Annotated in this window: 19 protein-coding genes and 1 tRNA gene; 7 read left to right on the forward strand and 13 right to left on the reverse strand. The window is 71.4% G+C overall.

What is annotated here, in order from left to right; all coding sequences use genetic code 11:
- Positions 1 to 248 precede the first annotated feature (248 nt).
- Complete coding sequence (locus IH50_RS0130160) at positions 249 to 1,697, reverse strand: hypothetical protein (protein WP_030869271.1); 1,449 nt, start codon at positions 1,695 to 1,697, stop codon at positions 249 to 251.
- Positions 1,698 to 1,932: 235 nt separating this feature from the next.
- Here IH50_RS0130160 and IH50_RS0130165 point away from each other — a divergent pair, with 235 nt between their 5' ends.
- Both IH50_RS0130165 and IH50_RS0130170 read left to right on the forward strand, forming a co-directional pair.
- Entirely contained in the window at positions 1,933 to 2,376 is a 444-nt protein-coding gene (locus IH50_RS0130165; protein WP_234328263.1) for a hypothetical protein, read from the forward strand.
- A 126-nt stretch (positions 2,377 to 2,502) separates the two neighbouring features.
- A complete protein-coding gene (locus IH50_RS0130170; protein WP_030869277.1) occupies positions 2,503 to 3,372 on the forward strand; it encodes a spermidine synthase in 870 nt (289 codons plus the stop codon).
- 176 nt (positions 3,373 to 3,548) lie between these two features.
- Here IH50_RS0130170 and IH50_RS0130175 read toward each other — a convergent pair whose 3' ends face one another.
- A complete protein-coding gene (locus IH50_RS0130175) occupies positions 3,549 to 4,106 on the reverse strand; it encodes a hypothetical protein (protein ID WP_030869282.1) in 558 nt (185 codons plus the stop codon).
- Between the two features lie 110 nt (positions 4,107 to 4,216).
- Here IH50_RS0130175 and IH50_RS0130180 point away from each other — a divergent pair, with 110 nt between their 5' ends.
- From IH50_RS0130180 to IH50_RS0130190, 3 genes are all read left to right on the forward strand, one after another.
- A complete protein-coding gene (locus IH50_RS0130180; protein ID WP_199822165.1) occupies positions 4,217 to 4,945 on the forward strand; it encodes a response regulator transcription factor in 729 nt (242 codons plus the stop codon).
- Positions 4,942 to 6,354 carry a sensor histidine kinase gene (locus IH50_RS0130185; protein ID WP_030869288.1) on the forward strand — a complete coding sequence of 471 codons (1,413 nt, stop codon included), beginning with the start codon at positions 4,942 to 4,944 and terminating at the stop codon, positions 6,352 to 6,354. The genes IH50_RS0130180 and IH50_RS0130185 overlap by 4 nt, the downstream gene beginning before the upstream one ends.
- 107 nt (positions 6,355 to 6,461) lie before the next feature.
- Complete coding sequence (locus IH50_RS0130190) at positions 6,462 to 7,916, forward strand: cellulose binding domain-containing protein (RefSeq protein ID WP_030869290.1); 1,455 nt, start codon at positions 6,462 to 6,464, stop codon at positions 7,914 to 7,916.
- A gap of 110 nt (positions 7,917 to 8,026) precedes the next feature.
- On the opposite strand, the gene IH50_RS0130195 is transcribed toward IH50_RS0130190, so the two are convergent.
- The 4 genes from IH50_RS0130195 to IH50_RS0130210 form a co-directional block, all read right to left on the reverse strand.
- Positions 8,027 to 9,466: a GH1 family beta-glucosidase gene (locus IH50_RS0130195; protein WP_030869293.1), complete on the reverse strand. Its 1,440-nt coding sequence runs from the start codon at positions 9,464 to 9,466 to the stop codon at positions 8,027 to 8,029.
- Positions 9,467 to 9,577: 111 nt separating this feature from the next.
- Positions 9,578 to 10,483, reverse strand: coding sequence for a carbohydrate ABC transporter permease (locus tag IH50_RS0130200; RefSeq protein WP_030869297.1), 906 nt, complete (start codon positions 10,481 to 10,483; stop codon positions 9,578 to 9,580).
- Between the two features lie 12 nt (positions 10,484 to 10,495).
- Positions 10,496 to 11,512, reverse strand: coding sequence for a carbohydrate ABC transporter permease (locus IH50_RS0130205; RefSeq protein ID WP_030869301.1), 1,017 nt, complete (start codon positions 11,510 to 11,512; stop codon positions 10,496 to 10,498).
- Between the two features lie 5 nt (positions 11,513 to 11,517).
- Positions 11,518 to 12,876 carry an ABC transporter substrate-binding protein gene (locus IH50_RS0130210; protein WP_030869304.1) on the reverse strand — a complete coding sequence of 453 codons (1,359 nt, stop codon included), beginning with the start codon at positions 12,874 to 12,876 and terminating at the stop codon, positions 11,518 to 11,520.
- Between the two features lie 343 nt (positions 12,877 to 13,219).
- Here IH50_RS0130210 and IH50_RS0130215 point away from each other — a divergent pair, with 343 nt between their 5' ends.
- Positions 13,220 to 14,275, forward strand: coding sequence for a LacI family DNA-binding transcriptional regulator (locus IH50_RS0130215; RefSeq protein ID WP_030869306.1), 1,056 nt, complete (start codon positions 13,220 to 13,222; stop codon positions 14,273 to 14,275).
- A 4-nt stretch (positions 14,276 to 14,279) separates the two neighbouring features.
- Here IH50_RS0130215 and IH50_RS0130220 read toward each other — a convergent pair whose 3' ends face one another.
- From IH50_RS0130220 to IH50_RS0130235, 4 genes are all read right to left on the reverse strand, one after another.
- Positions 14,280 to 15,107: a hypothetical protein gene (locus tag IH50_RS0130220; protein ID WP_078914142.1), complete on the reverse strand. Its 828-nt coding sequence runs from the start codon at positions 15,105 to 15,107 to the stop codon at positions 14,280 to 14,282.
- 136 nt (positions 15,108 to 15,243) lie between these two features.
- Positions 15,244 to 15,316, reverse strand: a tRNA-His gene (locus IH50_RS0130225).
- Between the two features lie 118 nt (positions 15,317 to 15,434).
- Positions 15,435 to 16,037, reverse strand: a complete 603-nt coding sequence (gene orn, locus IH50_RS0130230) for an oligoribonuclease (protein WP_030869311.1) — start codon at positions 16,035 to 16,037, stop codon at positions 15,435 to 15,437.
- A 248-nt stretch (positions 16,038 to 16,285) separates the two neighbouring features.
- A complete protein-coding gene (locus IH50_RS0130235) occupies positions 16,286 to 17,512 on the reverse strand; it encodes a helix-turn-helix domain-containing protein (RefSeq protein WP_030869313.1) in 1,227 nt (408 codons plus the stop codon).
- Positions 17,513 to 18,288: 776 nt separating this feature from the next.
- On the opposite strand from IH50_RS0130235, the gene IH50_RS0130240 reads away from it, so the two are divergent.
- Positions 18,289 to 18,816 (forward strand): universal stress protein, encoded by a 528-nt coding sequence (locus tag IH50_RS0130240; RefSeq protein WP_030869316.1) that lies wholly within the window; start codon positions 18,289 to 18,291, stop codon positions 18,814 to 18,816.
- A 141-nt stretch (positions 18,817 to 18,957) separates the two neighbouring features.
- Here IH50_RS0130240 and glmS read toward each other — a convergent pair whose 3' ends face one another.
- The 3 genes from glmS to IH50_RS0130255 form a co-directional block, all read right to left on the reverse strand.
- Positions 18,958 to 20,775 carry a glutamine--fructose-6-phosphate transaminase (isomerizing) gene (gene glmS, locus IH50_RS0130245; RefSeq protein WP_030869319.1) on the reverse strand — a complete coding sequence of 606 codons (1,818 nt, stop codon included), beginning with the start codon at positions 20,773 to 20,775 and terminating at the stop codon, positions 18,958 to 18,960.
- Between the two features lie 12 nt (positions 20,776 to 20,787).
- On the reverse strand, positions 20,788 to 21,045 hold the full coding sequence (locus IH50_RS0130250) for a hypothetical protein (protein ID WP_030869322.1): 258 nt from the start codon (positions 21,043 to 21,045) through the stop codon (positions 20,788 to 20,790).
- Positions 21,046 to 21,130: 85 nt separating this feature from the next.
- Entirely contained in the window at positions 21,131 to 22,009 is an 879-nt protein-coding gene (locus tag IH50_RS0130255; RefSeq protein ID WP_030869324.1) for a DUF4429 domain-containing protein, read from the reverse strand.
- Between the last annotated feature and the right edge of the window lie 43 nt (positions 22,010 to 22,052).

Genomic DNA, 22,052 nt, shown 5'->3' on the forward strand with positions numbered 1-22,052 from the left:
CTCCTCCCCCACTCTCGGCTTCGCTCGAGCGGGGGGACCCCCATGAGCGGGGGGACCCCCATCGCCCACCCGTGCCGCCCTGGGGGTACCTCCCAGGCCCTTAAGGCACTGGGGGAGGCACGACTGCCCGCAGCTGCGGCGGCACGACTGCCCGCAGCTGCCGGGGTGGGGGTGTTGCCTCGGCGGCATGGTTACCCGCAGCTGCGGCGGCACGGTTGCCCGCAGTTATGGGGTGGGGGGCGGGTTGTTCATACCGCGCGGGGGAAGGATTCGTGGCGGTCCAGGAAGGCCGATACGCCTGACGCCCGGCGGTGGGGGAGCAGGACGCGGGATGTGCCCGCCAGCATGGTGCGGACCCGGGACGACTGGACCTCGGTCAGCAGGTCCAGGACCCGCATTCCGGCCTCCGCCGCCTCGTCCGGGTGGCCCCCGCGGGCCAGGTCGTCCGCCAGCTCCGCCGTGTACAACGCGATGTTGCGGGTGAAGTGCGGATCCTGGAGTTCCGCCGCCCGCCGTGCGTGCCGGGCCGCGCGCGGCCAGTCGCCCAGCGTCGACCAGCACTGCGCTTCCAGGCCCTCCAGTTCGGCCTCCCCGTAGAAGCTCATCCACTCAGGGTCCGCCTCCGACGGCCCGCGCTCGAAGTAGGCCCCCGCCCGGGCCAGCGCCTGCTCGCAGCCCGTACGGTCGGCGAGCCCCGCCCAGCCGCCCGCCTCCCGCAGCGCCAGCAGCGACATCAGCCGCGGGGAGCCGAGCGGGCGCGCGGCCCGCTGCGCGGCCTGCGCCGCCCGTACCGCCTCCCGGGGCCGGCCCGCGTCCCGCGCGAGGAACGCCGTATTGCAGAAGGCGTGTGCCTCCACACCCGGATCCCCGGTCACCCGCGCGGTCGCCAGCGCCTCCGCGTAGTGCGAGCGCGCGTCGTCGAAGCGGCCCGAGTCGTGCGCCAGCCAGCCCACCGAGATGGCCAGCTCCCCGGCGCCCGAGTACAGCCGGTCCGCCGTCCGCTGCCGGGTCGTCCCCGCGTCCAGCAGCGCGTAGGCGGCGCGCAGGGGTGCCGCCGCGCGGCGGTACAGTCCGTCCGCCCCGTGCCGGTCGTCCAGCAGCCGGATGCGGCGGACGGCCTCCTCCAGGGCACCCGCGTCGCTCGCCCCCGCGCGGCGCACGGCGCGCTGTGGCGCCGAGGCGTCGGAGGCGAACCCGTACGGGCCCAGCGAGGCGGAGGCCACGGTGGCGCCCCCGCCGGTCATGAATGCGCGACGCAGCACGTCGCTCTCCTCGTGGTCGTGCGTGTCGTACGTGTCGTACCGGTCCTGCGTCTCATACGGCTCGTACGCCCCGCTGTTCTCAGTCGTGGCGTTCGCCGGGTTCTCGGTGGGGGCCGGGGGAGTGCCCCCGGCGGTCCGCGCTCCGCGCCCGCGCACCGACGAGCGGGGCGCGAAGCCCAGGTCGGTCAGCGTGCGGCCGGGGAACATGTGCAGGAACACCCGCTCATAGGCGTAGTTGGGGCAGCGGATCTCGCCCGCCTCCACCCGGTGCACGTACCGCGCGTCACAGCTCACCCGCTCGCCGATCTCGCGGGCGGCCCGCCGGACCACCGCGGCGAACTCGGCCGGCGAGCGCGGTCCGCGCAGTTGCCGGAAGACGAGGTTCGGCCGCGGGGGCCGGGGGGGCTGGGACGAGGGCACCGTTGACGACGCCATGGCCGGGTCCTCTCTGCGAACCGTCGAACCATGCCGGGATCGGGGCGATTTGCGTGTGTGCTGCCCTGTTTCCGGCGGGCTAGAACGTACCTGTTGTGACGGAGTCACTACGCGGAGTTTGGCAACAATCCGGATATGTCATCCGTGATCTGCCATGAACTGCCATCCTTTGCGGCGGACTTTCGTCGTAGCCGTTGACGTGACGGCTCGTTGGGCCCTGTGTACCGGGGGCCCTATGCGTGCGGTGGAGGCCGGGATGACGACCAGTCGGAGCAGGGATTCTTCAGAGCTGACGGAACCGGCAGGGCCGGCAGGGCTGCCTGAGCCGCCGAGCGCGGACTGTGACGTGGTCACGGTTCCGGCTCGGCAGGGTCTGGAGGCGGTCGACATCCTGCGGCGGGCGGTGGGGGACGCGGTGGGGCCGGTGCTGCATGACGGCGGGTGCGACACGCTGGGGTTTCTGGTGCCTCCGGGGACGGCGGCCGCGTGGGACGTGCCGGGCAGTGTCTGTACGGAGACCGACGGGTGCGGTCTGACGCTGCCGCCGGAACCTTCGGGGACGGGGACGGACTGGCTGCTTCCTCCGGGGGAGGCGGAACCGGCGACGGATCCCGAGGCGTTGCGGGAGGCGCTGGACGAGGCCCAGCGGATGATCGAGGCCGCGGACGGGGGTGCGTGAGGTCCGGGGCCGGGGAGGGTTTCCGCCCTCGCAGCCCTCACCCGTCCCGCCCCGGGGACGCTGCCCCCGTACCCCTGCTCCTCAAGCGCCTGAGGGGCCGGGAACGGGGCCTGGGACAATGGGGGAATGGGAAGGGCCAGGAACAGCGGGCGTAGACAGGCAGCCGTCGAGGGTGTCGTCGAGCAGGTCGACGGCGGGGTCGCCCGGCTCGTTCCGGACCGGGACCGGGCGCGGGGCTGGACACTGTCGATCGACGGGGCGCCGCAGTCGCACGTCGACCTCGACGACCCGGCGCACCTGTCCTTCGAGTACCAGCGCCGGTTCGGCCATGTCGTCGATCTCGCCGCCCCGCCCGGCAAGCCCCTGCAGGCCGTGCACCTCGGCGGTGGCGCCTTCACCCTCGCCCGGTACGTCGCCGCCACCCGGCCCCGCTCCACCCAGCAGGTCGTCGAACGGGACGCGGCGCTGGTGCGCCTGGTCCGGCGGGAACTGCCGCTGGACCCGAAGGCCCGCGTCCGGGTGCGTTCGGTGGACGCCCGTGAAGGGCTCGCCAAGGTGCCGGACGGCTGGGCCGGACTCGTCGTCGCCGACGTCTTCAGCGGGGCCCGTACCCCCGCCCACCTCACCTCGATCGAGTTCCTCGACGACGTCCGCAGGGCCCTCGCCCCCGGCGGGGTCTACGCCGCCAACCTCGCCGACGGGCCGCCCCTCGCGCATCTGCGCGGCCAGATCGCCACCGCCGCCGCCCGGTTCGCCGAACTCGCGCTGATCGCCGACCCCGCGGTACTGCGCGGCAAACGCTTCGGCAACGCCGTCCTGGTCGCCTCCGACGCGCCCCTGCCGATCGCCGAGCTGACCCGCCGGGCCGCCTCCGACCCGCACCCGGCCCGCGTCCAGCACGGCAGGGACCTCATCGACTTCACCGGCGGGGCCGCCCCCGTGACGGACCGGTCGGCGGTCGCCTCACCGGCGCCACCCGCGTCCGTGTTCGGGTGACCGGACCGGCCGGCGCGTACGGGCCCCGGGGCGGTCGTGCCATCGGTGTCGCGTACGCCTGAGGCCCGGTGACGGGACAGGGCCGTACGAGACAGGTCCGTACGGGACAAGTGCGTACGGAGACAGGTTCGTACGGGGCGGGGACCACCTGTCCGCGTCACCCGTGACGGAACCCCTCAGTACGTGCCGATCTCCACCCGCGGCGGCCCGTCGTGCCAGGTACAGAAGACCGACACCCGGTCCGCGCCCGAGGTGAACTCCACCCGGATCCACGACTCCGTCTTCCACACCTGCATCGACCAGCCGGCCCCCGGTGTCGCCGACACCAGCGACGCGGAGGTCTCACCGAGGTCGAACACCGCCCGGCCGCCCTTGGTGTCATAGCCCTTCACCTGGCCGGAGGCGGCCGGATCGGCGGAGGAGGGGGAGGGGGAGGGCGGGGGCGTGGCGGTCCGGGACGGCTTCGGAGCCGGTGCGGGGGACGACGCCCCGTCGGGCTTCGCCGACGGCTTCCGCGTCTTCGCGGGCTCCTCCGAACGCCGCTCCGCCTCCGGTGGCCGCCGCGTCGAGGACGACACCGCCTGCGACTTCTCCCCGGCCGCCGCGATGGGCAGGGCACGGGGCGGGTCGTAGGCGGTGCCCTCCATCACCGTGCTGACACCCCACCACGACAGCGTGACCGCCGCGCCCGTGGCGAGCAGCCAGGCCAGTACATGTACGAGTCCTCTGCGCATCGTCGGGCCATACTGCCTCATCCACCTCGGGAGTGTCGCGGCCGCGGAGGTTTCCGGAGTTGTCCACAGGCCCGCACCCGGTCCGCCCGGCATGGCGTACGGTGCGGCGCATGGCAAGTGTTCTCGTGGTCGAGGACGACCAGTTCGTCCGCTCGGCGCTCATCCGGCAGCTCACCGACGCCTCGCACACCGTGCGCAGCGTGGGCACGGCGCTGGAGGCGCTGCGCGAGGTCGCCCACCATCGTTTCGACGTGGTCGTGCTGGACCTCGGACTGCCCGATCTCGACGGCTCCGAGGCCCTGAAGATGCTGCGCGGCATCACCGACGTACCGGTGATCATCGCGACCGCACGGGACGACGAGACCGAGATCGTCCGGCTGCTCAACGCCGGCGCGGACGACTATCTGACCAAGCCCTTCTCGGTGGAGCACCTCTCGGCCCGGATGGCGGCCGTGCTGCGCCGGGCCCGGGCCGGCGGAGGGGAGGCGGCGCCCTCCCCGGTCATCCGGGTCGGCGGCCTGACCGTCGATCCGCTGCGCCGCCAGGCCGAACTGGACGGCATGCGGCTCGATCTGACCCGGCGCGAGTTCGACCTGCTCGCCTTCCTCGCCGGACGGCCCGGCGTGGTCGTCCCCCGCAAGGAGCTGCTCGCCGAGGTGTGGCAGCAGTCCTACGGCGACGACCAGACCATCGACGTCCATCTGTCCTGGCTGCGCCGGAAGCTGGGGGAGACCGCCGCCCGTCCCCGCTATCTGCACACCCTGCGGGGCGTCGGCGTGAAACTGGAGCCTCCGGCCGCGCAGGTGCCGCACACGCCCGGAGCGGAGCCGCCGCGATGAGATGGGCCCTGGTGAAGGTGTCGCTGGCGGTGACCGTGATGGTCGTGGTCGCCTTCGCGGTGCCGCTCGGTCTGGTCATCCGGGAGATGGCCCGTGACCGTGCCTTCTCCAACGCCGAGCGGGAGGCGGCGGCCGTCGCCCCCGCGCTGTCCATCACCACCGACCGCGACCAGCTCGAACGCGTCGTCGCCTCCGTCGGTTCCGACGCCGCGATGGCCGTGCACATCCCGGCCGGCGACGGCGGCGAGGCCCACGACATGGGGGAGCGGCGGGCCACCGAGGAGGACATCGCGGCCGTGCGGGAACTGGGGCGTGTCTCCACCTCCCCTGTCACCGGCGGTTCGGCCCTGCTCCAGCCGGTCGCGCTGAGCAGCGGCGAGATCGCCGTCATCGAGGTGTTCGTGCCCGAGTCCGAGGTCACCAACGGCGTCGACACGGCCTGGGCGGTGCTCGCCGGGGTCGGGGTCGCGCTGATCCTCGGCTCGGTCGCGGTCGCCGACCGGCTGGGCGTACGGATGGTGCGGCCCGCGCAGCGGCTGGTGGAGGGGGCGCACGAACTGGGGGAGGGCAAGCTGGGAGCCCGGGTGCCCGAGGACGGGCCGACCGAACTGCGGCTGGCGGCGGTGGCGTTCAACTCCATGGCCGACCAGGTCGTCCAACTGCTCGCCAACGAGCGGGAACTGGCCGCCGACCTGTCCCACCGGCTGCGTACGCCGCTGACCGTGCTGCGGCTCAACGCCGCCTCCCTCGGGGACGGTCCGGCCGCCGAGCAGACCCGGGCGGCGGTCGAACAGCTGGAGCGGGAGGTGGACACCATCATCCGCACCGCCCGCGACGCCAAGCCGCAGACGGCCGCCGCCGGACCCGGCGCCGGCTGCGACGCGGCCGAAGTGGTGCGGGAGAGGATGGCGTTCTGGTCGGCGCTCGCCGAGGACGAGGGCCGCAAGTGGCGGGTGGCCGGCGCCGACCGGCCGGTGCGCATACCCGTGGCCCGCACCGACCTGGCCGCCGCCCTCGACGCGCTGCTCGGCAATGTCTTCCGGCACACCGCCGAGGGCACCGCGTTCGCGGTCGACGTGCACAACGGCGAGGACGCGGTGATCGTGCTGGTCTCCGACGCGGGCCCCGGCATACCCGACCCCGAGGCGGCGATGGCCCGCGGCCGGGGCTCCGGCAACGACGGCTCGACCGGGCTCGGCCTGGACATCGTGCGCCGGCTCGCGGAGTCGACCGGCGGGGACGTACGGATCGGCTCGTCGGTGCTCGGCGGGACCGAGGTGCGGATCTGGATCCAGGTCGACGGACGGGAGCGCGAACCCCGGCGGCGCGGGCACCGGGGGACCGTGCGCCGCCGTCGCGGACCGGGCCGCCTGGTCGCCTCCTTTAACCGTCCCCGATCCCTTCCTTAAGCGCACCCTAAGATCCCCAACGGCCTCCCGGATCAGGAACTTTGTCCGAATCCGGCTCGCTAGCGTGCTGCCGCACACCCCCGAACGGCAACGAAGGCAGGCACGCGATGAGCACGCACCGGCGCAGGATCAGCGGCAGGAACAAGGCGATCGGCGCGGTGACCGCCGCGGCCGTGGCCGGCGGCGGGGCGTTCCTGTTCACCAGCACCGCCCAGGCGGCCGGTGTCGGCGCGGCGTACACCAGGACCAGCGAGTGGTCGACCGGGTACACCGCCCAGTACGTGGTGACCAACAACAGCGGCGAGCGGAACCAGGACTGGAAGCTGGAGTTCGACCTGCCCGCCGGCACCGAGCTCGGCTCGCTGTGGAACGCCGAATCCCGTGTGAGCGGCCGGCACGTCACCGTGCGGTCCGCGAAGTGGGACACCGACGGCCTGGCCGCCGGCGAGTCCGTCACCGTCGGCTTCGTCGCCAAGGGCACCGGCGACCCGACCGGCTGCCTGGTCGACGGCGCGAAGTGCGGTACGGACAGCGCCCCCACGCCCGAACCCAGCGGCCGTCCCACCGACGCCCCCACCCCCACCACCCGGCCGACCCCCACCGAGGAGCCCACCGAGCCCGAGGAGCCGACCGCCGAACCCACCCAGAGCACCGGCACCGGCAACGGCACCGACGCGGGCTTCGCGCCCTACGTCGACACCTCCCTCTTCCCCGCCTTCGACCTGGCCGCGAGCGCCGAGGCGACCGGCGTGAAGAACTACAACCTCGCCTTCATCACCGACGGCGGCGGCTGCACCCCCAAGTGGGGCGGCGTCAGCGACCTCGGCGGCAACGCGGTGGCCAACCAGATCGGCGCGCTGCGCGCCCAGGGCGGCGACGTCCGGGTCTCCTTCGGCGGCGCGTCCGGCAGCGAACTCGGCACCACCTGCGCCTCGGCGGACGCGCTCGCCGCCGCCTACACCAAGGTCGTCGACACCTACAAGCTCACCAAGGTCGACTTCGACGTCGAGGGCGGCGCCCTGCCCAACACGGCGGCCAACACCCGCCGCGCCCAGGCGATCGCCACGCTCCAGAAGGCCCACCCCGGCCTGGACGTCTCCTTCACCCTCCCGGTGATGCCGGAGGGCCTCACCCAGGACGGCGTGAACCTGCTCGCCGACGCCAAGAAGAACGGCGTGCGGATCGACGCCGTCAACATCATGGCGATGGACTACGGACCGGCGTACAGCGGCGACATGGGCACCTACGCCGAGCAGGCCGCCACCGCCACCCAGGCCCAGATCAAGGGCGTCCTCGGGCTGAGCGACGCCGACGCCTGGAAGACGGTCGCCGTCACCCCGATGATCGGCGTCAACGACGTCGTCACCGAGGTCTTCACAGTCGACGACGCCACCCAGCTCGTGAACTTCGCGAAGTCCAAGGGCCTCGGCTGGCTGTCCATGTGGTCCGGCACCCGTGACCAGCAGTGCGCCGGCGGCACCAAGCCGGCCGCCGACCCGACCTGCAGCTCGATCCTCCAGGACAAGTTCGCCTTCTCGAAGGCGTTCGCCGCTTACAAGTAGGCGGAAGCGGGAAGGCGGGGCGCGGCACTCCCCTAGGGTGCCGCGCCCCGCCTTCCGTTCCCCCGTTCCCCCGTTCCCCCGTTCCCCCGTTCCCCCGGAACCGGGTCCGGTCAGATGCCCTCCGGCTCCGGAAGCGTTCCGGTCTTCGCGGCCCGCGCGTACCACAGGGCGCTGGACTTCGGGATCCGCTGCTGGGTCACGTAGTCGACGTACACCGCGCCGAAGCGCTTGTCGTAGCCGTACGCCCACTCGAAGTTGTCCATCAGGGACCACAGGTAGTAGCCGCGCACGTCCGCGCCGTCGGCGATGGCCCGGCGCACCTCCGAGAGGTGGCCGTGCAGGTAGGCGACGCGGTCGGGGTCGTGCACCTTGCCGTCGGCGTCCGGCTTGTCGTCGTAGGCCGCGCCGTTCTCGGTGATGTAGATCGGCAGTCCGGGCGCCTCACGGTTGTAGCGCATGATCAGGTCGTACAGGCCCGTCGGGTCGACGGACCAGCCCATCTCGGTCAGCTCGCCCGGCGACTGGTGGAAGGCGACGTCGTCCGCGGCGGGCCACGGCGAGTGCTCGCTCGCCCCGTGGCCGTCGGCCCGCGGGCCCTCGGCGTCCGGGTCGGCCGCCGAGACCAGGGTGGGCGTGTAGTAGTTGAGGCCGAGCGCGTCCAGCGGCTGGTGGATCAGGTCCAGGTCGCCGTCCTGGATGCACGACCAGTCGGTGAGCGACGAGGTCGCCTCCAGCAGCGTCTCCGGGTAGGCGCCGTGCAGGATCGGGCCGTGGAAGATGCCGCCGGACAGGTCGTCGATCTTGCGCGCCGCCGCCACGTCCGCCGGGTCGCCCGGCGAGAGCGGCCGGACCACCGAGGTGTTGAGGCTGAGCGCGACGGTGTTGCGGGCCGGCATCACCGAGCGCAGCGCCTTGGCGCCCAGGCCGTGCGCCAGGTTGAGGTGGTGGGCGGCCTTCAGCGCGGCCGCCGGGTCGGTGCGGCCGGGGGCGTGCACACCGGAGGCGTAGCCGAGGAAGGCGCTGCACCAGGGCTCGTTGAGCGTGATCCAGTTCTCCACGCGGTCGCCGAGCGCCTCGCCCATGATCTGCGCGTACTCGGCGAAGCGGTAGGCGGTGTCGCGCTCCGGCCAGCCGCCCGCGTCCTCCAGCTCCTGCGGCAGGTCCCAGTGGTAGAGGGTGACGGCCGGCTTGATGCCCTTCGCCAGCAGCTCGTCGACCAGGCGGCGGTAGAAGTCCAGACCGCGCTGCACGGCCGGGCCGCGGCCGGTCGGCTGCACCCGCGACCAGGAGACGGAGAACCGGTAGGCGTTCAGGTTGAGGTCCGCCATCATCGCCACGTCGTCGCGGTAGCGGTGGTAGTGGTCGTTGGCGATGTCACCGGTCTCGCCGCCGGCCGTCTTGCCCGGCGTGTGGCTGAAGGTGTCCCAGATGGAAGGCGTGCGCCCGTCCTCCCGCACCGCTCCCTCGATCTGGTACGCGGAGGTCGCGGCGCCCCAGAGGAAGGCGGGAGGGAAGGTCACCGGGGTCGCCGGCGTTGCGGAGTCAGACATGGAAGCGCTCCCATAGGAGGTCGTGGAAGACCGACGAGTACGAAAAGAAGGAGGGGGAGGGGCCGAGGCGGCGGTGACCCGGCCCCCAGGGGTACGAACGTGAAGCGGGCGTCAGCCCTTGACGGCACCCTGCATGATGCCGCCCACGATCTGCTTGCCGAAGATCGTGAAGACCAGCAGCAGGGGCAGCGTACCCAGCAGCGCACCCGCCATGATCAGGGACTGGTCCGGGGTGTACCCGCGGCCGAGGCCCGCGACCGCCACCTGCACGGTCGGGCTGCCGGTCTGGGTCAGCACCAGGAACGGCCACAGGAAGTCGTTCCAGGTCTGCACGAACATCAGCATGCCCAGCACGGCCATCGCCGGCCGCGCGGCCGGGAACACCACGTGCCACACCACGCGCCAGCTGCTCGCGCCGTCCACCCGGGCGGCCTCGATGACCTCGTCCGGCAGCGCCTGGAGCAGGTACTGCCGCATGAAGAACACGCCGAACGCGCTCACCAGCGACGGGAAGATGACCGCCTGGAGCTGGTCGGACCAGTCGAGCTTGGCGACCATCATGTACAGCGGGATGATGCTGAGCTGCGGCGGCACCATCATCGTGCCGATCACGATCAGCATCAGCGCGTTGCGGCCCTTGAACCGCAGTTTGGCGAAGGCGAAGCCGGCGATCGTCGACAGCACGACGATGGTCACCGCCGAGATGCCCGCCACGATCGTGGTGTTGAGGAAGGCCTCACCGAGGTTGGCGTCCTTCCAGGCGATCTCCAGGTTCTTGAACAGGTTGGAACCGAACCAGAACGGCGGCGGGTTCTCCGCCAGCCGCTGGTTGTCCCGGGAGGCGGCGATCGCGGTCCACACCAGCGGGAACAGCGACACGATCGTGAACACGATCAGGATCGCGTACGCGATCGGACCGCCGTGCAGTGTCCCGCCGGCCCGCGCCGACTTCGGCAGGCGCGGGCGCCTGGACTCCTTGGCGGGTGTGGTCTCGGGGGGCGTCACAGTCGTCGTCACGGCCACAACTCCTTAACTGCTGGCGCGCAGCCGGCGCGAGATGAGCTGGTTGATGATGCCGATGACGATCAGGATCGCGAACATCGTCCAGGCGATCGCCGAGGCGCGGCCCAGGTGCTGGTTGACCCAGCCCTGCTCGTACAGGTACAGGCCGAGCGTCTGGAACTGGTGCTCCGCGCCGCCGGACGCGCCCTTGTTGGCGTCGAACAGCAGCGGCTCGCCGAAGACCTGGCTGGCGCCGATGGTGGAGACCACCACGGTGAACAGGATCGTCGGACGCAGCGCCGGCAGGGTCACGTGGAGGAACTGCTGCCAGCGGCTGGCGCCGTCCAGTGCCGCCGACTCGTACAGGTCCTGGGGGATCGCCTGCATCGCGGCCAGGTAGATCAGCGCGTTGTAGCCGGTCCAGCGCCAGATGATGATCGAGGAGACGGCGAACTGCGAGGGCCACTTCTCGCCCTGCCAGTCGACCGGGTCGATCCCGACGAAGTCCAGCGCCCAGTTGATCATGCCGTAGTCACGGCCGAACAGCAGCACGAACACCAGGGAGGCGGCGGCGATCGAGGTGGCGTACGGCGCGAGCATCGCGACCCGGTAGAAGGTCGAGGCCCGCAGCTTGTAGTTGAGGATGTGGGCGATGCCCATCGCCATCAACAGCTGCGGAACGGTCGAGATGATGCCGATGGTCAGGGTGTTCCGCGCCGCGTTCCAGAAGAACTCGTCGTCGAAGATCCGGGTGTAGTTCTTCATCCCGACCCAGTTCATGTCGGTCGGGGCGGTCAGCTCCACCTGGTGCAGCGAGGCCCAGCCCGTGTAGATCAGCGGGAACAGGCCGAAGGCGAGGAAGAGCAGGAAGAACGGCGAGACGAACGCGTACGGGCTCCAGCGCATGTCGCGCTGCCAGCGCCGGGACAGCTTGGCCCGGCGTCGCTGTTCCTTGTCCGCGGGAGCGGAGCTCCCGGGCGGACGGCCCGGGGCCGCGCCCCCCTCCTTGGAGGGGAGCGCGGCGGTGTCGTGGCGGGTGGCCATTTCGGTCACTGGTCCAGGTTGTTGTCGATGGTCTTGGTGGCCGTCTCCCAGGCGTCCTTGGCGGACTTGCCCTTGGTCACCAGGATGACGCCGTTGTCCGTCAGGCCCTGCTGGATGATCTGGTCCTTCGGGCCGATGACCTGGGTCGGGATCTGCTTGGCGGCCTCGGAGAAGATCTCACCGATCGGGGAGTCGCCGGTCATCTCGTTCTTCGCGCCGGTCACCTCGGGGCTGTCGTACGCGCCCGGGGTGCTCGGGAAGCTGCCCTGCACCTTGAACAGCTTCGCCTGCTGCTCGGGCGCGGTCAGCCAGGCCACCAGCTTCTGCGCCTCCTCGACGTTCTTGCCGCTCTTCGGCACGCCCAGGAAGGAACCGCCCCAGTTGCCGGACTTCGGCGCGACGGCCACGTCCCACTTGCCGGCGTCCTCCGGCTTCGCCTTGCCCTTGATGGTGCCGAGCATCCACGGCGGGCAGGCGACGGTGGCGAACTTGCTGTTGGCGATCGTCGTGTCCCAGGCCGGCTGGAACTGCGTCTGCGACTGGACCAGGCCCTTCTCGGCGGCCTTGGCGGTCAGGTCGAAGGCGTTCTTGACGGCCGGGTTGGTCTTGTAGATGACCTCGCCGGAGGAGTCGTAGAACTTCTCCTTCTCACTGCTGAGGACGGCGTTGAGCAGGCCGCCGGGGGAGTCCATGAAGAAGGTGTCCTTGCCGGCCTTCTTCTGGTACCTCTCACCGGTCTCGATGAACTTGTTCCAGTCACCGGCCCACAGCTTGCCGACCTCCTCGCGGTCGGTCGGCAGGCCGGCCTTCTCGAAGAGGTCCTTGCGGTAACAGATGGCCATCGGGCCGATGTCGGTGCCGAGACCGACGGTCTGGCCGTCCTTGGTGGTGGCCTGCGCCCACTTCCAGTCGAGCCAGTTGGCCTTGTCCACGCCCTCGGCCTTGGACATGTCCACGAACTTGTCCGCCTGGGTGCCGACGATCTCGGCGATGTTGGCGATCTCGATGGCCTGGACGTCCATCAGACCGCTGTTGGTGGTGAGGTGGTTCAGCAGAGCGGGATAGTAGTTCTCGTTCCGCTCGACGACCGTCTGCTCGATCTTGATGTCCGGGTTCAGCTTCTCGTACTCGTCGTAGAGACCGGCTTCCTTGAAGCCCATGGTGCCGAACAGGCCCATCGTGATCTTGGTCTTGCCCTCGCTGTCGGACGAGGATCCGTCGCCGTCGCTACCGCCGTCGTCGGCACAGCCGGCCAGCAGCCCGGTGCCCAGCGACACCACGGCCGCGATGGCCAGCGCCTTACGGGCGATGGGCTTCCCCCCGCCCGACCGCTGACGGGAGAGGGGGAGGGTACGTGCTCGCATTGCGTCCTCCTGTTGCCCTGACGTGCCGACCCCCCGGCCAACGGCATTGTTGGTCCCGTATCTTGCTCGCTGCGGCTCGGGCGGGGAACGTGCGGGTTGTGTATGTACCAGGTACTGTGGGAGCGCTCCCACAAGTGATGTGTTGAAGAGTCGCGGGTCCGGGCGGGGGTGTCAAGGGAACAGACGACGCAAAGTGCCTTCAGTTATCTGCCTGTTAACTTGACGCCGGAGATCCACCCCCGGAAGCCCGTAGTCCGCACACCGCCCTCCCGGCGGCGGCCACCGTCACCGACGGGGCTGTTAGATTCCAGGCCAGCGTGACATACGACGGAAGGCGGGGCCGATGGCAAGCCACGGAGCGCGGAGCCGGAGCGGCGGCCGCCCCACCCTCGAAGAGGTGGCCGCGCGCGCCGGTGTGGGCCGCGGCACGGTCTCCCGGGTGATCAACGGCTCGCCCCGGGTGAGCGACGCCACACGCGCCGCCGTGGAGGCCGCGGTCGCCGAGCTCGGCTACGTCCCGAACACGGCCGCCCGCGCCCTGGCCGCCAACCGCACGGACGCCATCGCCCTGGTCGTGCCCGAGCCGGAGACCCGGTTCTTCGCCGAGCCGTACTTCTCCGACATGCTCCGGGGCGTCGGCGCGGCGCTCTCCGACACCCAGATGCAGCTGCTGCTGATCTTCGCGGGCAGCGACCGGGAGCGGCAGCGGCTCGCCGAGTACCTCGCCGCCCACCGGGTGGACGGCGTGCTGCTGGTCTCGGTGCACGCCGACGACCCGCTGCCCGACATGCTGTCCCAGCTGGAGATCCCGGCCGTGATCAGCGGCCCCCGCTCGGCCGCCGAGACGCTCGCCTCGGTGGACTCCGACAACTACGGCGGCGCCCGCCAGGCCGTCGAACACCTCATCGGCCGGGGCCGGCGCACCATCGCCCACATCACCGGCCGCCTCGACGTGTACGGCGCCCAGCGGCGCGTCGACGGCTACCGCGACGCCCTGCGCGAGGCGGGCCACGAGGTGGACGAGCTGCTGATCGAACCGGGCGACTTCTCCGAGGACGGCGGCCGGCACGCGATGGCGGCCCTGCTGGAGCGCCGCCCCGACCTGGACGCCGTCTTCGCCGCCTCGGACGTCACCGCGGCCGGCGCCCGGTACGCCCTGCGCGACGCGGGCCGCCGCATCCCCGACGACGTGGCCCTGGTCGGCTACGACGACTCCGCCATCGCCCGCCACATGGATCCGCCGCTGACCAGCGTGCGCCAGCCGATAGAGGAGATGGGCCGCGCGATGATCGACCTCCTCCTCGCCGAGGTCGCCGACCGCCGCCCGTCGGTCTCCCGGGAACTGGGGCGGCGCCAGATGGTGCTGGCGACGGAACTGGTGGGCCGCGCCTCGTCGTGACGCCTCAGTGCTCCGTGCCGTCGGGGTCCGGGGCCTTCAGGACCGCCTCGGCGTGGAGCGTGGGGGCGGTGACGCGGTGCCATGTCCCGCGCTCCCACCACCGGGGGTCGGTGGCCCGCTCGTAGTCCCTGCGCAGACCGGCCGGGACCAGGCCCAGGCGCCGGTCCGGCAGCGGTCTGCCGTTGGCCCCGGCCCACGCGCTGATCTCCTCGAAGTCGTCCGCCGGTGAGCCCTCGACCGCGTACACGGGGAGGGGGTCGGTGAGCACGGTGCGGGGCAGGGAGAGGCCGAGGCGCTTCTCGAAGACGGCCAGGCCGCGGCGCCTGCGTTCGTCGTAGTCGTAGTCGCCGGTGTGCTGGTACGTCTCTCCGTCGGGGTGCAGGATTCCGGCGTCCACCAGGTCCGGCAGGAACAGGTCGCATTCCTCGCCCCAGCGGATCCGCTCCTCGCACAGCCCGTACCCGCAGACGGTGCGGCCGTCGCGCGCGTACAGGACGGTGGTGGGCGGGTGCTCCGAGTTGTAGTGGTAGTGGACGGCCTCCACGCCGCCGCGCGAGACCTCCTTCAGCCGGTCGAGGTAGCAACCGTAGAGGACGGCGAACGCCCAGCCCGCGTGCTCGCCGACGCGGACCACGGCACTGTCCGGTCCGTCGTAGGAGTCGAACTCGAGGCCGGCGATCTCGTCGTCGGTCATCGGCCCGGCGGCCGCTCCGCGCCGCGCCCCCATGCGCACCGCCAGTTCCTCGGCGTCGATGCCGCGCGCGAAGTGCACGTCGAACATCCACCCGGAACTCGTCACCATGCCGGCCATCCACTGCACACCGTCGCTCACGTGCCCTCCCCTGCGGCGCGACGGGCAGACCCCCTGCCCGCGTCCGGTGACGACCCTAGGGCGGCCCACTGACATCCCGGTGGCGGAAACGAGTACAGCCGGTGACCTCGTACGAGGTCACCGGCTGACTGGTGAGGGTGAGTGACGGGACTCGAACCCGCGGCATCCTGGACCACAACCAGGTGCTCTACCAGCTGAGCTACACCCACCATGGCCTTGTCGGTTCAGGTCAGTGACTTCTCCGACCGGCCGAGAAAAAGTGTACAGGGTCCGAAGGGGTGCTCGCGCACGCTTTCCGCGGCGGCCCCCGACGACCCCCCGATCCGCCTACTGAGCAGGCAGGACGTGCTTCGCGGCGATCTTCTTCGCGGTGTCCGAGTCGGGCCCCGGCTGCGGTACGAAGACGGCCTCGCGGTAGTAGCGCAGCTCCGCGATGGACTCGCGGATGTCGGCGAGGGCGCGGTGGTTGCCGTTCTTCTCGGGGCTGTTGAAGTACGCCCTCGGGTACCAGCGGCGGGCCAGCTCCTTGATGCTGGACACGTCCACGATGCGGTAGTGGAGGTAGTCCTCCAGGGACGGCATGTCCCGCAGCAGGAAACCGCGGTCGGTGCCGACGGAGTTGCCGCACAGGGGGGCCTTGCCTGGCTCCTTCACGTGCTCCCGTACATAGTCGAGGACCCGCCGCTCGGCGTCCTCGAGCGTCGTGCCGCCCTCCAGTTCGGCGAGCAGCCCGGACGCGGTGTGCATCTCCCGCACCACCTCCGGCATCGTCTCCAGGGCCCGCTCCGGCGGGCGGATGACGATGTCCACACCCTCGCCGAGCACGTTCAGTTCGGAGTCGGTGACGAGGGCGGCCACTTCGATGAGCGCGTCGTCCGACAGCGAGAGGCCGGTCATCTCGCAGTCGATCCACACCATGCGATCGTTCATGTGTCTAACCTTACGGGGCGCTGCGCCTCCGGCGACGTGCCGGTGTTCGTGTGAACGTCACAGGGGCTGCCGCCCCCGGCCCCCCGCTTCGGCCCCGGACGGGCCTCGTCCTCAATCGCCGGACGGGCTGGTCGCGGCTCAGGCAGCCTCGCCACGCGCGGGCCGGGGGTCGGGCCGACCCGTCCCGGCCGGACGGGCCGGAGGCTGGTGCCTCCGTCCCGTCCGGTTCCGCTTCGCGGTTCCTCACCTCACGGCGCGCTGCGCTGGCCCGGGAGGGCCGAGGCCGTCAGGGACGGGCCCAGGGCGCTGGCCGCCGCCGTGCGGCGGGACTGGTGCGGGAGCGGGCTGTCCGGGTGCAGGGCGGGCGGGGCCTGAGGCCCCGTGTGGCCCGGCTGGCCCGGTGGGAGGGCTCCCACGGTGCTCGGGACGCCCTCGGCGTCCTGGTTCCGGTCGGCCTGCGGACGCCGCGCGCGGTACGCGGCCCGGTAGGCGGCCGGGGACGAACCCAGCTGGCGCCGGAAGTGGCCGCGCAGCGCGACCGGCGAGCGGAACCCGCAGCGGCCGGCGACCTCGTCCACCGAGTAGTCCGACGTCTCCAGCAGGCGCTGTGCCTGGAGCACCCGCTGCGTGATCAGCCACTGCAGCGGCGCGCTGCCGGTCAGCGAACGGAACCGGCGGTCGAACGTACGCCTGCTCATGTACGCGCGTGCCGCCAGCGTCTCCACGTCGAACTGTTCGTGGAGGTGCTCCAGCGCCCAGGCGACGACCTCGGCGAGCGGGTCGGCGCCGATCTCCTCGGGTAAAGACCTGTCCAGGTAGCGTTCCTGGCCTCCGCTGCGGCGCGGCGGCACCACCAGGCGGCGGGCCAGCGCGCCGGCCGCCTCGTTGCCGTGGTCCGTGCGCACGATGTGCAGGCACAGGTCGATTCCGGCCGCGGTGCCCGCGGACGTCAGCACGTCGCCGTCGTCCACGAAGAGCTCCCGCGGATCGACGTGCACCGACGGATAGCGTTTCGCCAGCGTCGGCGCGTACATCCAGTGTGTGGTCGCGGGACGGCCGTCCAGCAGGCCCGCCGCCGCGAGGACGAAGGCGCCGGTGCACAGCCCGACGATGCGGGCGCCCTCCTCATGGGCCCGGCGCAGTGCGTCCAGGGCCTCCTCCGGTGGCGGCGAGGTGATCGAACGCCAGGCCGGCACCACGACGGTGCCCGCCCGGGATATCGCCTCCAGGCCATGTGGCGCGGTGAGTTCCAGGCCCCCTGTGGTCCGCAGCGGGCCCTCTTCGCCGCCGCAGACGAGCAGGCGGTAGCGCGGTACGCCGGCGTCCTGGCGGTCAACCCCGAACACCGACAGCGGTATGGAACTCTCGAAGATGGGGCCGCCGCTGAACAGCAGCACCGCGACGATCTCCTTGCGGCGGCGGCCGGAGAGTTTCCGGACCGCCGTTTCCGGCGTGGCGGTGGAGTCGTGGCTCATACTGCTAAGCCCCCCTCGGTGGTCGCGGCTCCTCGGTTGTGTCGCTCCTGCACGTTTCCCCTCGGTCCTGCACGAGTCCCCCGCCGTAAGACATCAAGATCGAATCTACTGCGTCCCGTCGCGCGCCGTTGGCCGGTTCGCCACCCGGCGCATTGTCGACTTGGCAACTTGGCGTGAAGCATTCGATCACGAAGCGTTGCACTCGTGGGCCGTGTGGGGAAGTGCGCCTTGTCGCAGTGGCCAATCCACGTAGGGTGCGCGGGGCCGGCCGACCCCTTTTCGTGCAGGTCGAACGGGGGTTGGGGGGTGGTCGCGGTGGGGGATGCACACCGGCCGGAAGTTGGCTGAAAAGATACGGGCGGGGGCACGGAAACCGGTCAGTTGACCGGTGTATCCCCGCCACCGCCCGTGCCGGCTCCGCAAAGGTTCCGGATCCTGCCGGACGGCCGCCGCCGCGGAGTACTTCCGCGGCGTGGCCCACGGGGTTCGACGCCCGGCCCGGGGGCCCGGGGGTGTCGGCCGCCGCGGGTCCGCGACGGTTCACTCCCACCGGCAAGTGAACCCTGTGCAAATCACCTGTACAGCACAGCGACCATTGCGTGACGGGCGGCCCCTCGTGCATGCTCCGGGGGACCCGCCTGCCGGTACGTGCGGGATCTGGGCTCAGGAGGCGTGCCGCCGTACCCTTGGGGGTATGGGGTTGGGAAGATACTTCCCGGACACAGCTCCGCCGCACACTGTCGTCCCCCACAAAGGATCACAACCCCGAGACAGCCATGGCCGGTCACGAATTCTTCGAACCCGCGGACCGCAAGCGGCCGGTCGCCGATCCCACGGCGGCCGAACCCCTGGCGGCGGAGGAGCCACGCCATCCCTGCGACCCCGCGTTCCGGCACGGTGTGGTCGTCGGCTTCGACGGCTCCACCTCCAGCGAACGGGCCCTCGCCTACGCCATCGGTATGACCCGGCGCTTCGGCTCGGGCCTGATCATCGTCCACGTCGCCAACCGGCTGCCCACGACCGTGTGGGCGGGCTGCGAGCCGCCGGTCTTCGTGGACGTCCCGGACCACCGTACGGAGGTGCTCGGACTCGAGCTGGCCTGTGCGGACTATCTGGCCGAAGTGCCGTGGATCCTCGTCGAGCGTGGTGGGGACATCTGCCATGAGCTCGAGGAGGTGGGACGGGAGTATGCCGCCGACGCGATCGTCGTGGGTTCCACCCACGGGCTCGTGGGGCGGGTTTTCGGGTCCGTCGCGGGAAGGCTGGCCAAGCGGGCGAAGCGGCCGGTTGTCGTGATTCCGTAAGTCGCCCACGGGCCCCGTGTGCTGGTTGGCAACACGCGGGGCCCGTACCCGTATTTCGGCCTGTGCGGGCGCGTGGGGGCTGGTCGCGCCCGCGCGGCGGGGCCGCAGATCGGTACGCCCCGCGCCCCTGTGGGGCGCTTGCTACTCCACCGTCACCGACTTGGCGAGGTTCCTCGGCTTGTCGATGTCCCTGCCGAGGGCCAAGGCCGTGTGGTAGGCGAGGAGTTGGAGGGGGATGCCCATGAGGATGGGGTCGAGTTCGTCCTCGTTCTTGGGGACGAGGATCGTGTGGTCGGCCTTCTCCTGGTCCTGGTGGGCGACGGCCACGATCTGGCCGCTGCGGGCCTTGATCTCCTCCATGGCCGCTCGGTTCTTCTCCAGCAGGTCGTCGTCGGGGACGATCGCGACCGTGGGGAGGGCCGGCTCGATCAGGGCCAGCGGGCCGTGCTTCAGCTCGGAGGCCGGGTACGCCTCGGCGTGGATGTAGGAGACCTCCTTGAGCTTCAGGGAGGCCTCACGGGCCACCGGGTAGCCCCGGACGCGGCCGATGAAGAGCATCGAGCGGGCCTCGGCGTACCGCAGGGCCAGCTTCTTGATCTCCTCCTCCTGCTTCATGATCTCGGCGATCTGGCCCGGGAGCCGGCGCAGGCCCTCGATGATCCGCTTGCCGTCGCGCACCGACAGGTCACGGGTGCGGCCCAGGTGCAGGGCGAGCAGGGCGAAGGCGACCGTGGTGTTGGTGAAGCACTTGGTGGACACCACGCACACCTCGGGCCCGGCGTGCACGTAGACGCCGCCGTCCGCCTCGCGGGCGATCGCGGAGCCGACGACGTTGACCACGCCCAGCACCCGCGCGCCCTTGCGCTTCAGCTCCTGCACCGCCGCCAGCACGTCGTACGTCTCACCGGACTGGGAGACCGCCACGTACAGGGTGTCGGGGTCCACGACCGCGTTGCGGTAGCGGAACTCGGAGGCCGGCTCGGCGTCGGCGGGGATCCGCGCCAGCTCCTCGATCATCTGCGCGCCGATCATGCCGGCGTGGTACGAGGTGCCGCAGCCGAGGATCTTCACCCGGCGGATCCGGCGCGCCTCGCGGGCGTCCAGGTTGAGGCCGCCCAGGTGCACGGTGGAGAAGCGGTCGTCGATCCTGCCGCGCAGCACGCGGTCCACGGCCTCGGCCTGCTCGTGGATCTCCTTGTGCATGTAGGTGTCGTGGCCGCCCATGTCGTACGAGGCCGCCTCCCACTCCACGGTGGTCGGCTCGGAGGTCGTACGGGTGCCCTCGGTGGTGTAGGTGCGGAAGTCGTCGGCCTTCAGCGTCGCCATCTCGCCGTCGTCCAGCGTGACGATCTGGCGGGTGTGGGCGACCAGCGCGGCGATGTCCGAGGCGACGAACATCTCCTTCTCGCCGATGCCGAGCACGACCGGCGAGCCGTTGCGGGCCACCACGATGCGGTCCGGGAAGTCGGCGTGCAGCACGGCGATGCCGTACGTGCCCTCGATGAGGCGCACGGTCTCGCGGACCTTGTCCTCCAGCTTCTCGGCCGTCGAGCGGGCGATCAGGTGGACGAGGACCTCGGTGTCCGTCTCGGAGAGGAACTCGACGCCGTCCGCCTCCAGCTTGCGGCGCAGGTCGGAGGCGTTGTCGATGATGCCGTTGTGGACGACGGCGACCTTGCCCTCGGCGTCCAGGTGCGGGTGGGCGTTCACGTCGGAGGGGGCGCCGTGGGTGGCCCAGCGGGTGTGGGCGATGCCGGTGGTGCCCTTGAAGCGCGCCGGGACCTTCGCCTCCAGGTCGCGCACCCGGCCCTTGGCCTTGACCATCTTCAGGCCGGCCGCCTTCGGGGACGTGACGACGATGCCCGCCGAGTCGTAGCCGCGGTACTCCAGACGCTGCAGGCCCTCCAGCAGCAGGGGGGCGACCTCGCGCCTGCCGATGTATCCGACGATTCCGCACATATGTGTATGTTCCTAGCCGTAGACGATGCGGCGCAGTTGCCGGAGCGAGAGCTCGGGCGGGGCCACCGCGCGGTATCTGAGGTCCGCCTCGATCCGTTCGAAGATCGTCGCGTTCACCAGGCCCTGGGCCTGGAGCTCGCGGTGGCGGCGACGGACGTACTCCTCGGTCGTCTCGTCGAAGTAGGCGAGCACGTCCTGGATCACGCGCAGCGCCTCGCCCCGGCTGAGGGGCGTGGACCGCGTCAGATGATCAACAAGTTCGTCGTGCACTCGATGATCCTGGGGTACCGGCCATGCTTTCGCAAGAATTCTGCCCGATTTCGGGCAGGGCTCACCGTCGGGGCCCGGGTTCGGCTCACATGCGCCTGAGGATCGCCTGCTTGGCGAGGGTGAACTCCTCGTCCGTCAGCACCCCGGACCGGTGCAGCTCGCCCAGCTCCCGCAGTCGGCGCAGCAGGGCGTCGTGGTCGTCCTCGGCCGGGGCCGCCTGCGACGGTGCGGCCTCCGGCTCCCGCGGGCGCTCGTCGGCGGGCGCGGACGGGTGCGGCAGACGGGCCTGGACGGCGGCGGCGACGAGCGCCATCAGCGGGTCCTTCTTGAAGCCCCACAGCTCCACCGAGTGCGGGTCGTACTTGGCGGGGGCCTTGGTGGGGGAGTGCCGTACGAGGAAGCGGATGTGGCCGTTCTCCAGCCCGACCGCCGGCTGCCACTCCACGCCGGTCAGGTCCGCCAGCGCGAGGGTGCGGGTGCCGGCGGCGGCCTTGGCGTCCTCCGTCTTCCAGTTCCACTCCAGCCGGACGCGCTCGCCGTCGAAGCTGACCGTGCCGTCCCCGGCGGAGACGGACAGCGGCACGGACGGGCCGGGCAGCAGGTACTCGGTGACCGGGTCGGCGGGGATCTGGTCCAGCAGCAGGGCGGTGCGGACCTCCTCCGTGAAGTACTCGGCGACGCCGTAGCGGTCGGAGTCGACGATCAGCTGGTAGGGGTCGTGCGGCTCGGTGAGCCGGCCGCCGGCCGTGTGCAGCAGAGGATCGGCGCCGTCGCGCAACCGCAACCTGAGCCGTCCCGACTTCTTGCCCTGCTCGAACGATATTCCCGCCAACGCCCTTAGCGGCAGCACCAGTTCACCCAGGGTCCTGCGCAGCAGTCCGACGTTCTTGTCCCGCCCGGGAGTCAGTCGCAGGGTGTCTCCGTCGAAGGTCCAGGTGCCGTCCTTCTGGATGATTTCCGCCATGGGACCGATTGTTTCATCGGATCCGCGGGCCGGTGGGGGTTGG

Source organism: Streptomyces sp. NRRL S-37 (genome assembly GCF_000721605.1).
Lineage (GTDB): Bacteria > Actinomycetota > Actinomycetes > Streptomycetales > Streptomycetaceae > Streptomyces.

What these genes read in the sequence shown, in the direction of transcription:
- IH50_RS0130175 (WP_030869282.1), bottom strand. Translation starts at nt 4,106, where the DNA reads ATGCGCAGAGGACTCGTACATGTACTGGCCTGGCTGCTCGCCACGGGC.
- IH50_RS0130170 (WP_030869277.1), top strand. Translation starts at nt 2,503, where the DNA reads ATGGGAAGGGCCAGGAACAGCGGGCGTAGACAGGCAGCCGTCGAGGGT.
- IH50_RS0130195 (WP_030869293.1), bottom strand. Translation starts at nt 9,466, where the DNA reads ATGTCTGACTCCGCAACGCCGGCGACCCCGGTGACCTTCCCTCCCGCC.
- IH50_RS0130180 (WP_199822165.1), top strand. Translation starts at nt 4,217, where the DNA reads ATGGCAAGTGTTCTCGTGGTCGAGGACGACCAGTTCGTCCGCTCGGCG.
- IH50_RS0130185 (WP_030869288.1), top strand. Translation starts at nt 4,942, where the DNA reads ATGAGATGGGCCCTGGTGAAGGTGTCGCTGGCGGTGACCGTGATGGTC.
- IH50_RS0130190 (WP_030869290.1), top strand. Translation starts at nt 6,462, where the DNA reads ATGAGCACGCACCGGCGCAGGATCAGCGGCAGGAACAAGGCGATCGGC.
- IH50_RS0130210 (WP_030869304.1), bottom strand. Translation starts at nt 12,876, where the DNA reads ATGCGAGCACGTACCCTCCCCCTCTCCCGTCAGCGGTCGGGCGGGGGG.
- IH50_RS0130240 (WP_030869316.1), top strand. Translation starts at nt 18,289, where the DNA reads ATGGCCGGTCACGAATTCTTCGAACCCGCGGACCGCAAGCGGCCGGTC.
- IH50_RS0130165 (WP_234328263.1), top strand. Translation starts at nt 1,933, where the DNA reads ATGCGTGCGGTGGAGGCCGGGATGACGACCAGTCGGAGCAGGGATTCT.
- IH50_RS0130235 (WP_030869313.1), bottom strand. Translation starts at nt 17,512, where the DNA reads ATGAGCCACGACTCCACCGCCACGCCGGAAACGGCGGTCCGGAAACTC.
- IH50_RS0130160 (WP_030869271.1), bottom strand. Translation starts at nt 1,697, where the DNA reads ATGGCGTCGTCAACGGTGCCCTCGTCCCAGCCCCCCCGGCCCCCGCGG.
- IH50_RS0130215 (WP_030869306.1), top strand. Translation starts at nt 13,220, where the DNA reads ATGGCAAGCCACGGAGCGCGGAGCCGGAGCGGCGGCCGCCCCACCCTC.
- IH50_RS0130255 (WP_030869324.1), bottom strand. Translation starts at nt 22,009, where the DNA reads ATGGCGGAAATCATCCAGAAGGACGGCACCTGGACCTTCGACGGAGAC.
- orn (WP_030869311.1), bottom strand. Translation starts at nt 16,037, where the DNA reads ATGAACGATCGCATGGTGTGGATCGACTGCGAGATGACCGGCCTCTCG.
- glmS (WP_030869319.1), bottom strand. Translation starts at nt 20,775, where the DNA reads ATGTGCGGAATCGTCGGATACATCGGCAGGCGCGAGGTCGCCCCCCTG.
- IH50_RS0130205 (WP_030869301.1), bottom strand. Translation starts at nt 11,512, where the DNA reads ATGGCCACCCGCCACGACACCGCCGCGCTCCCCTCCAAGGAGGGGGGC.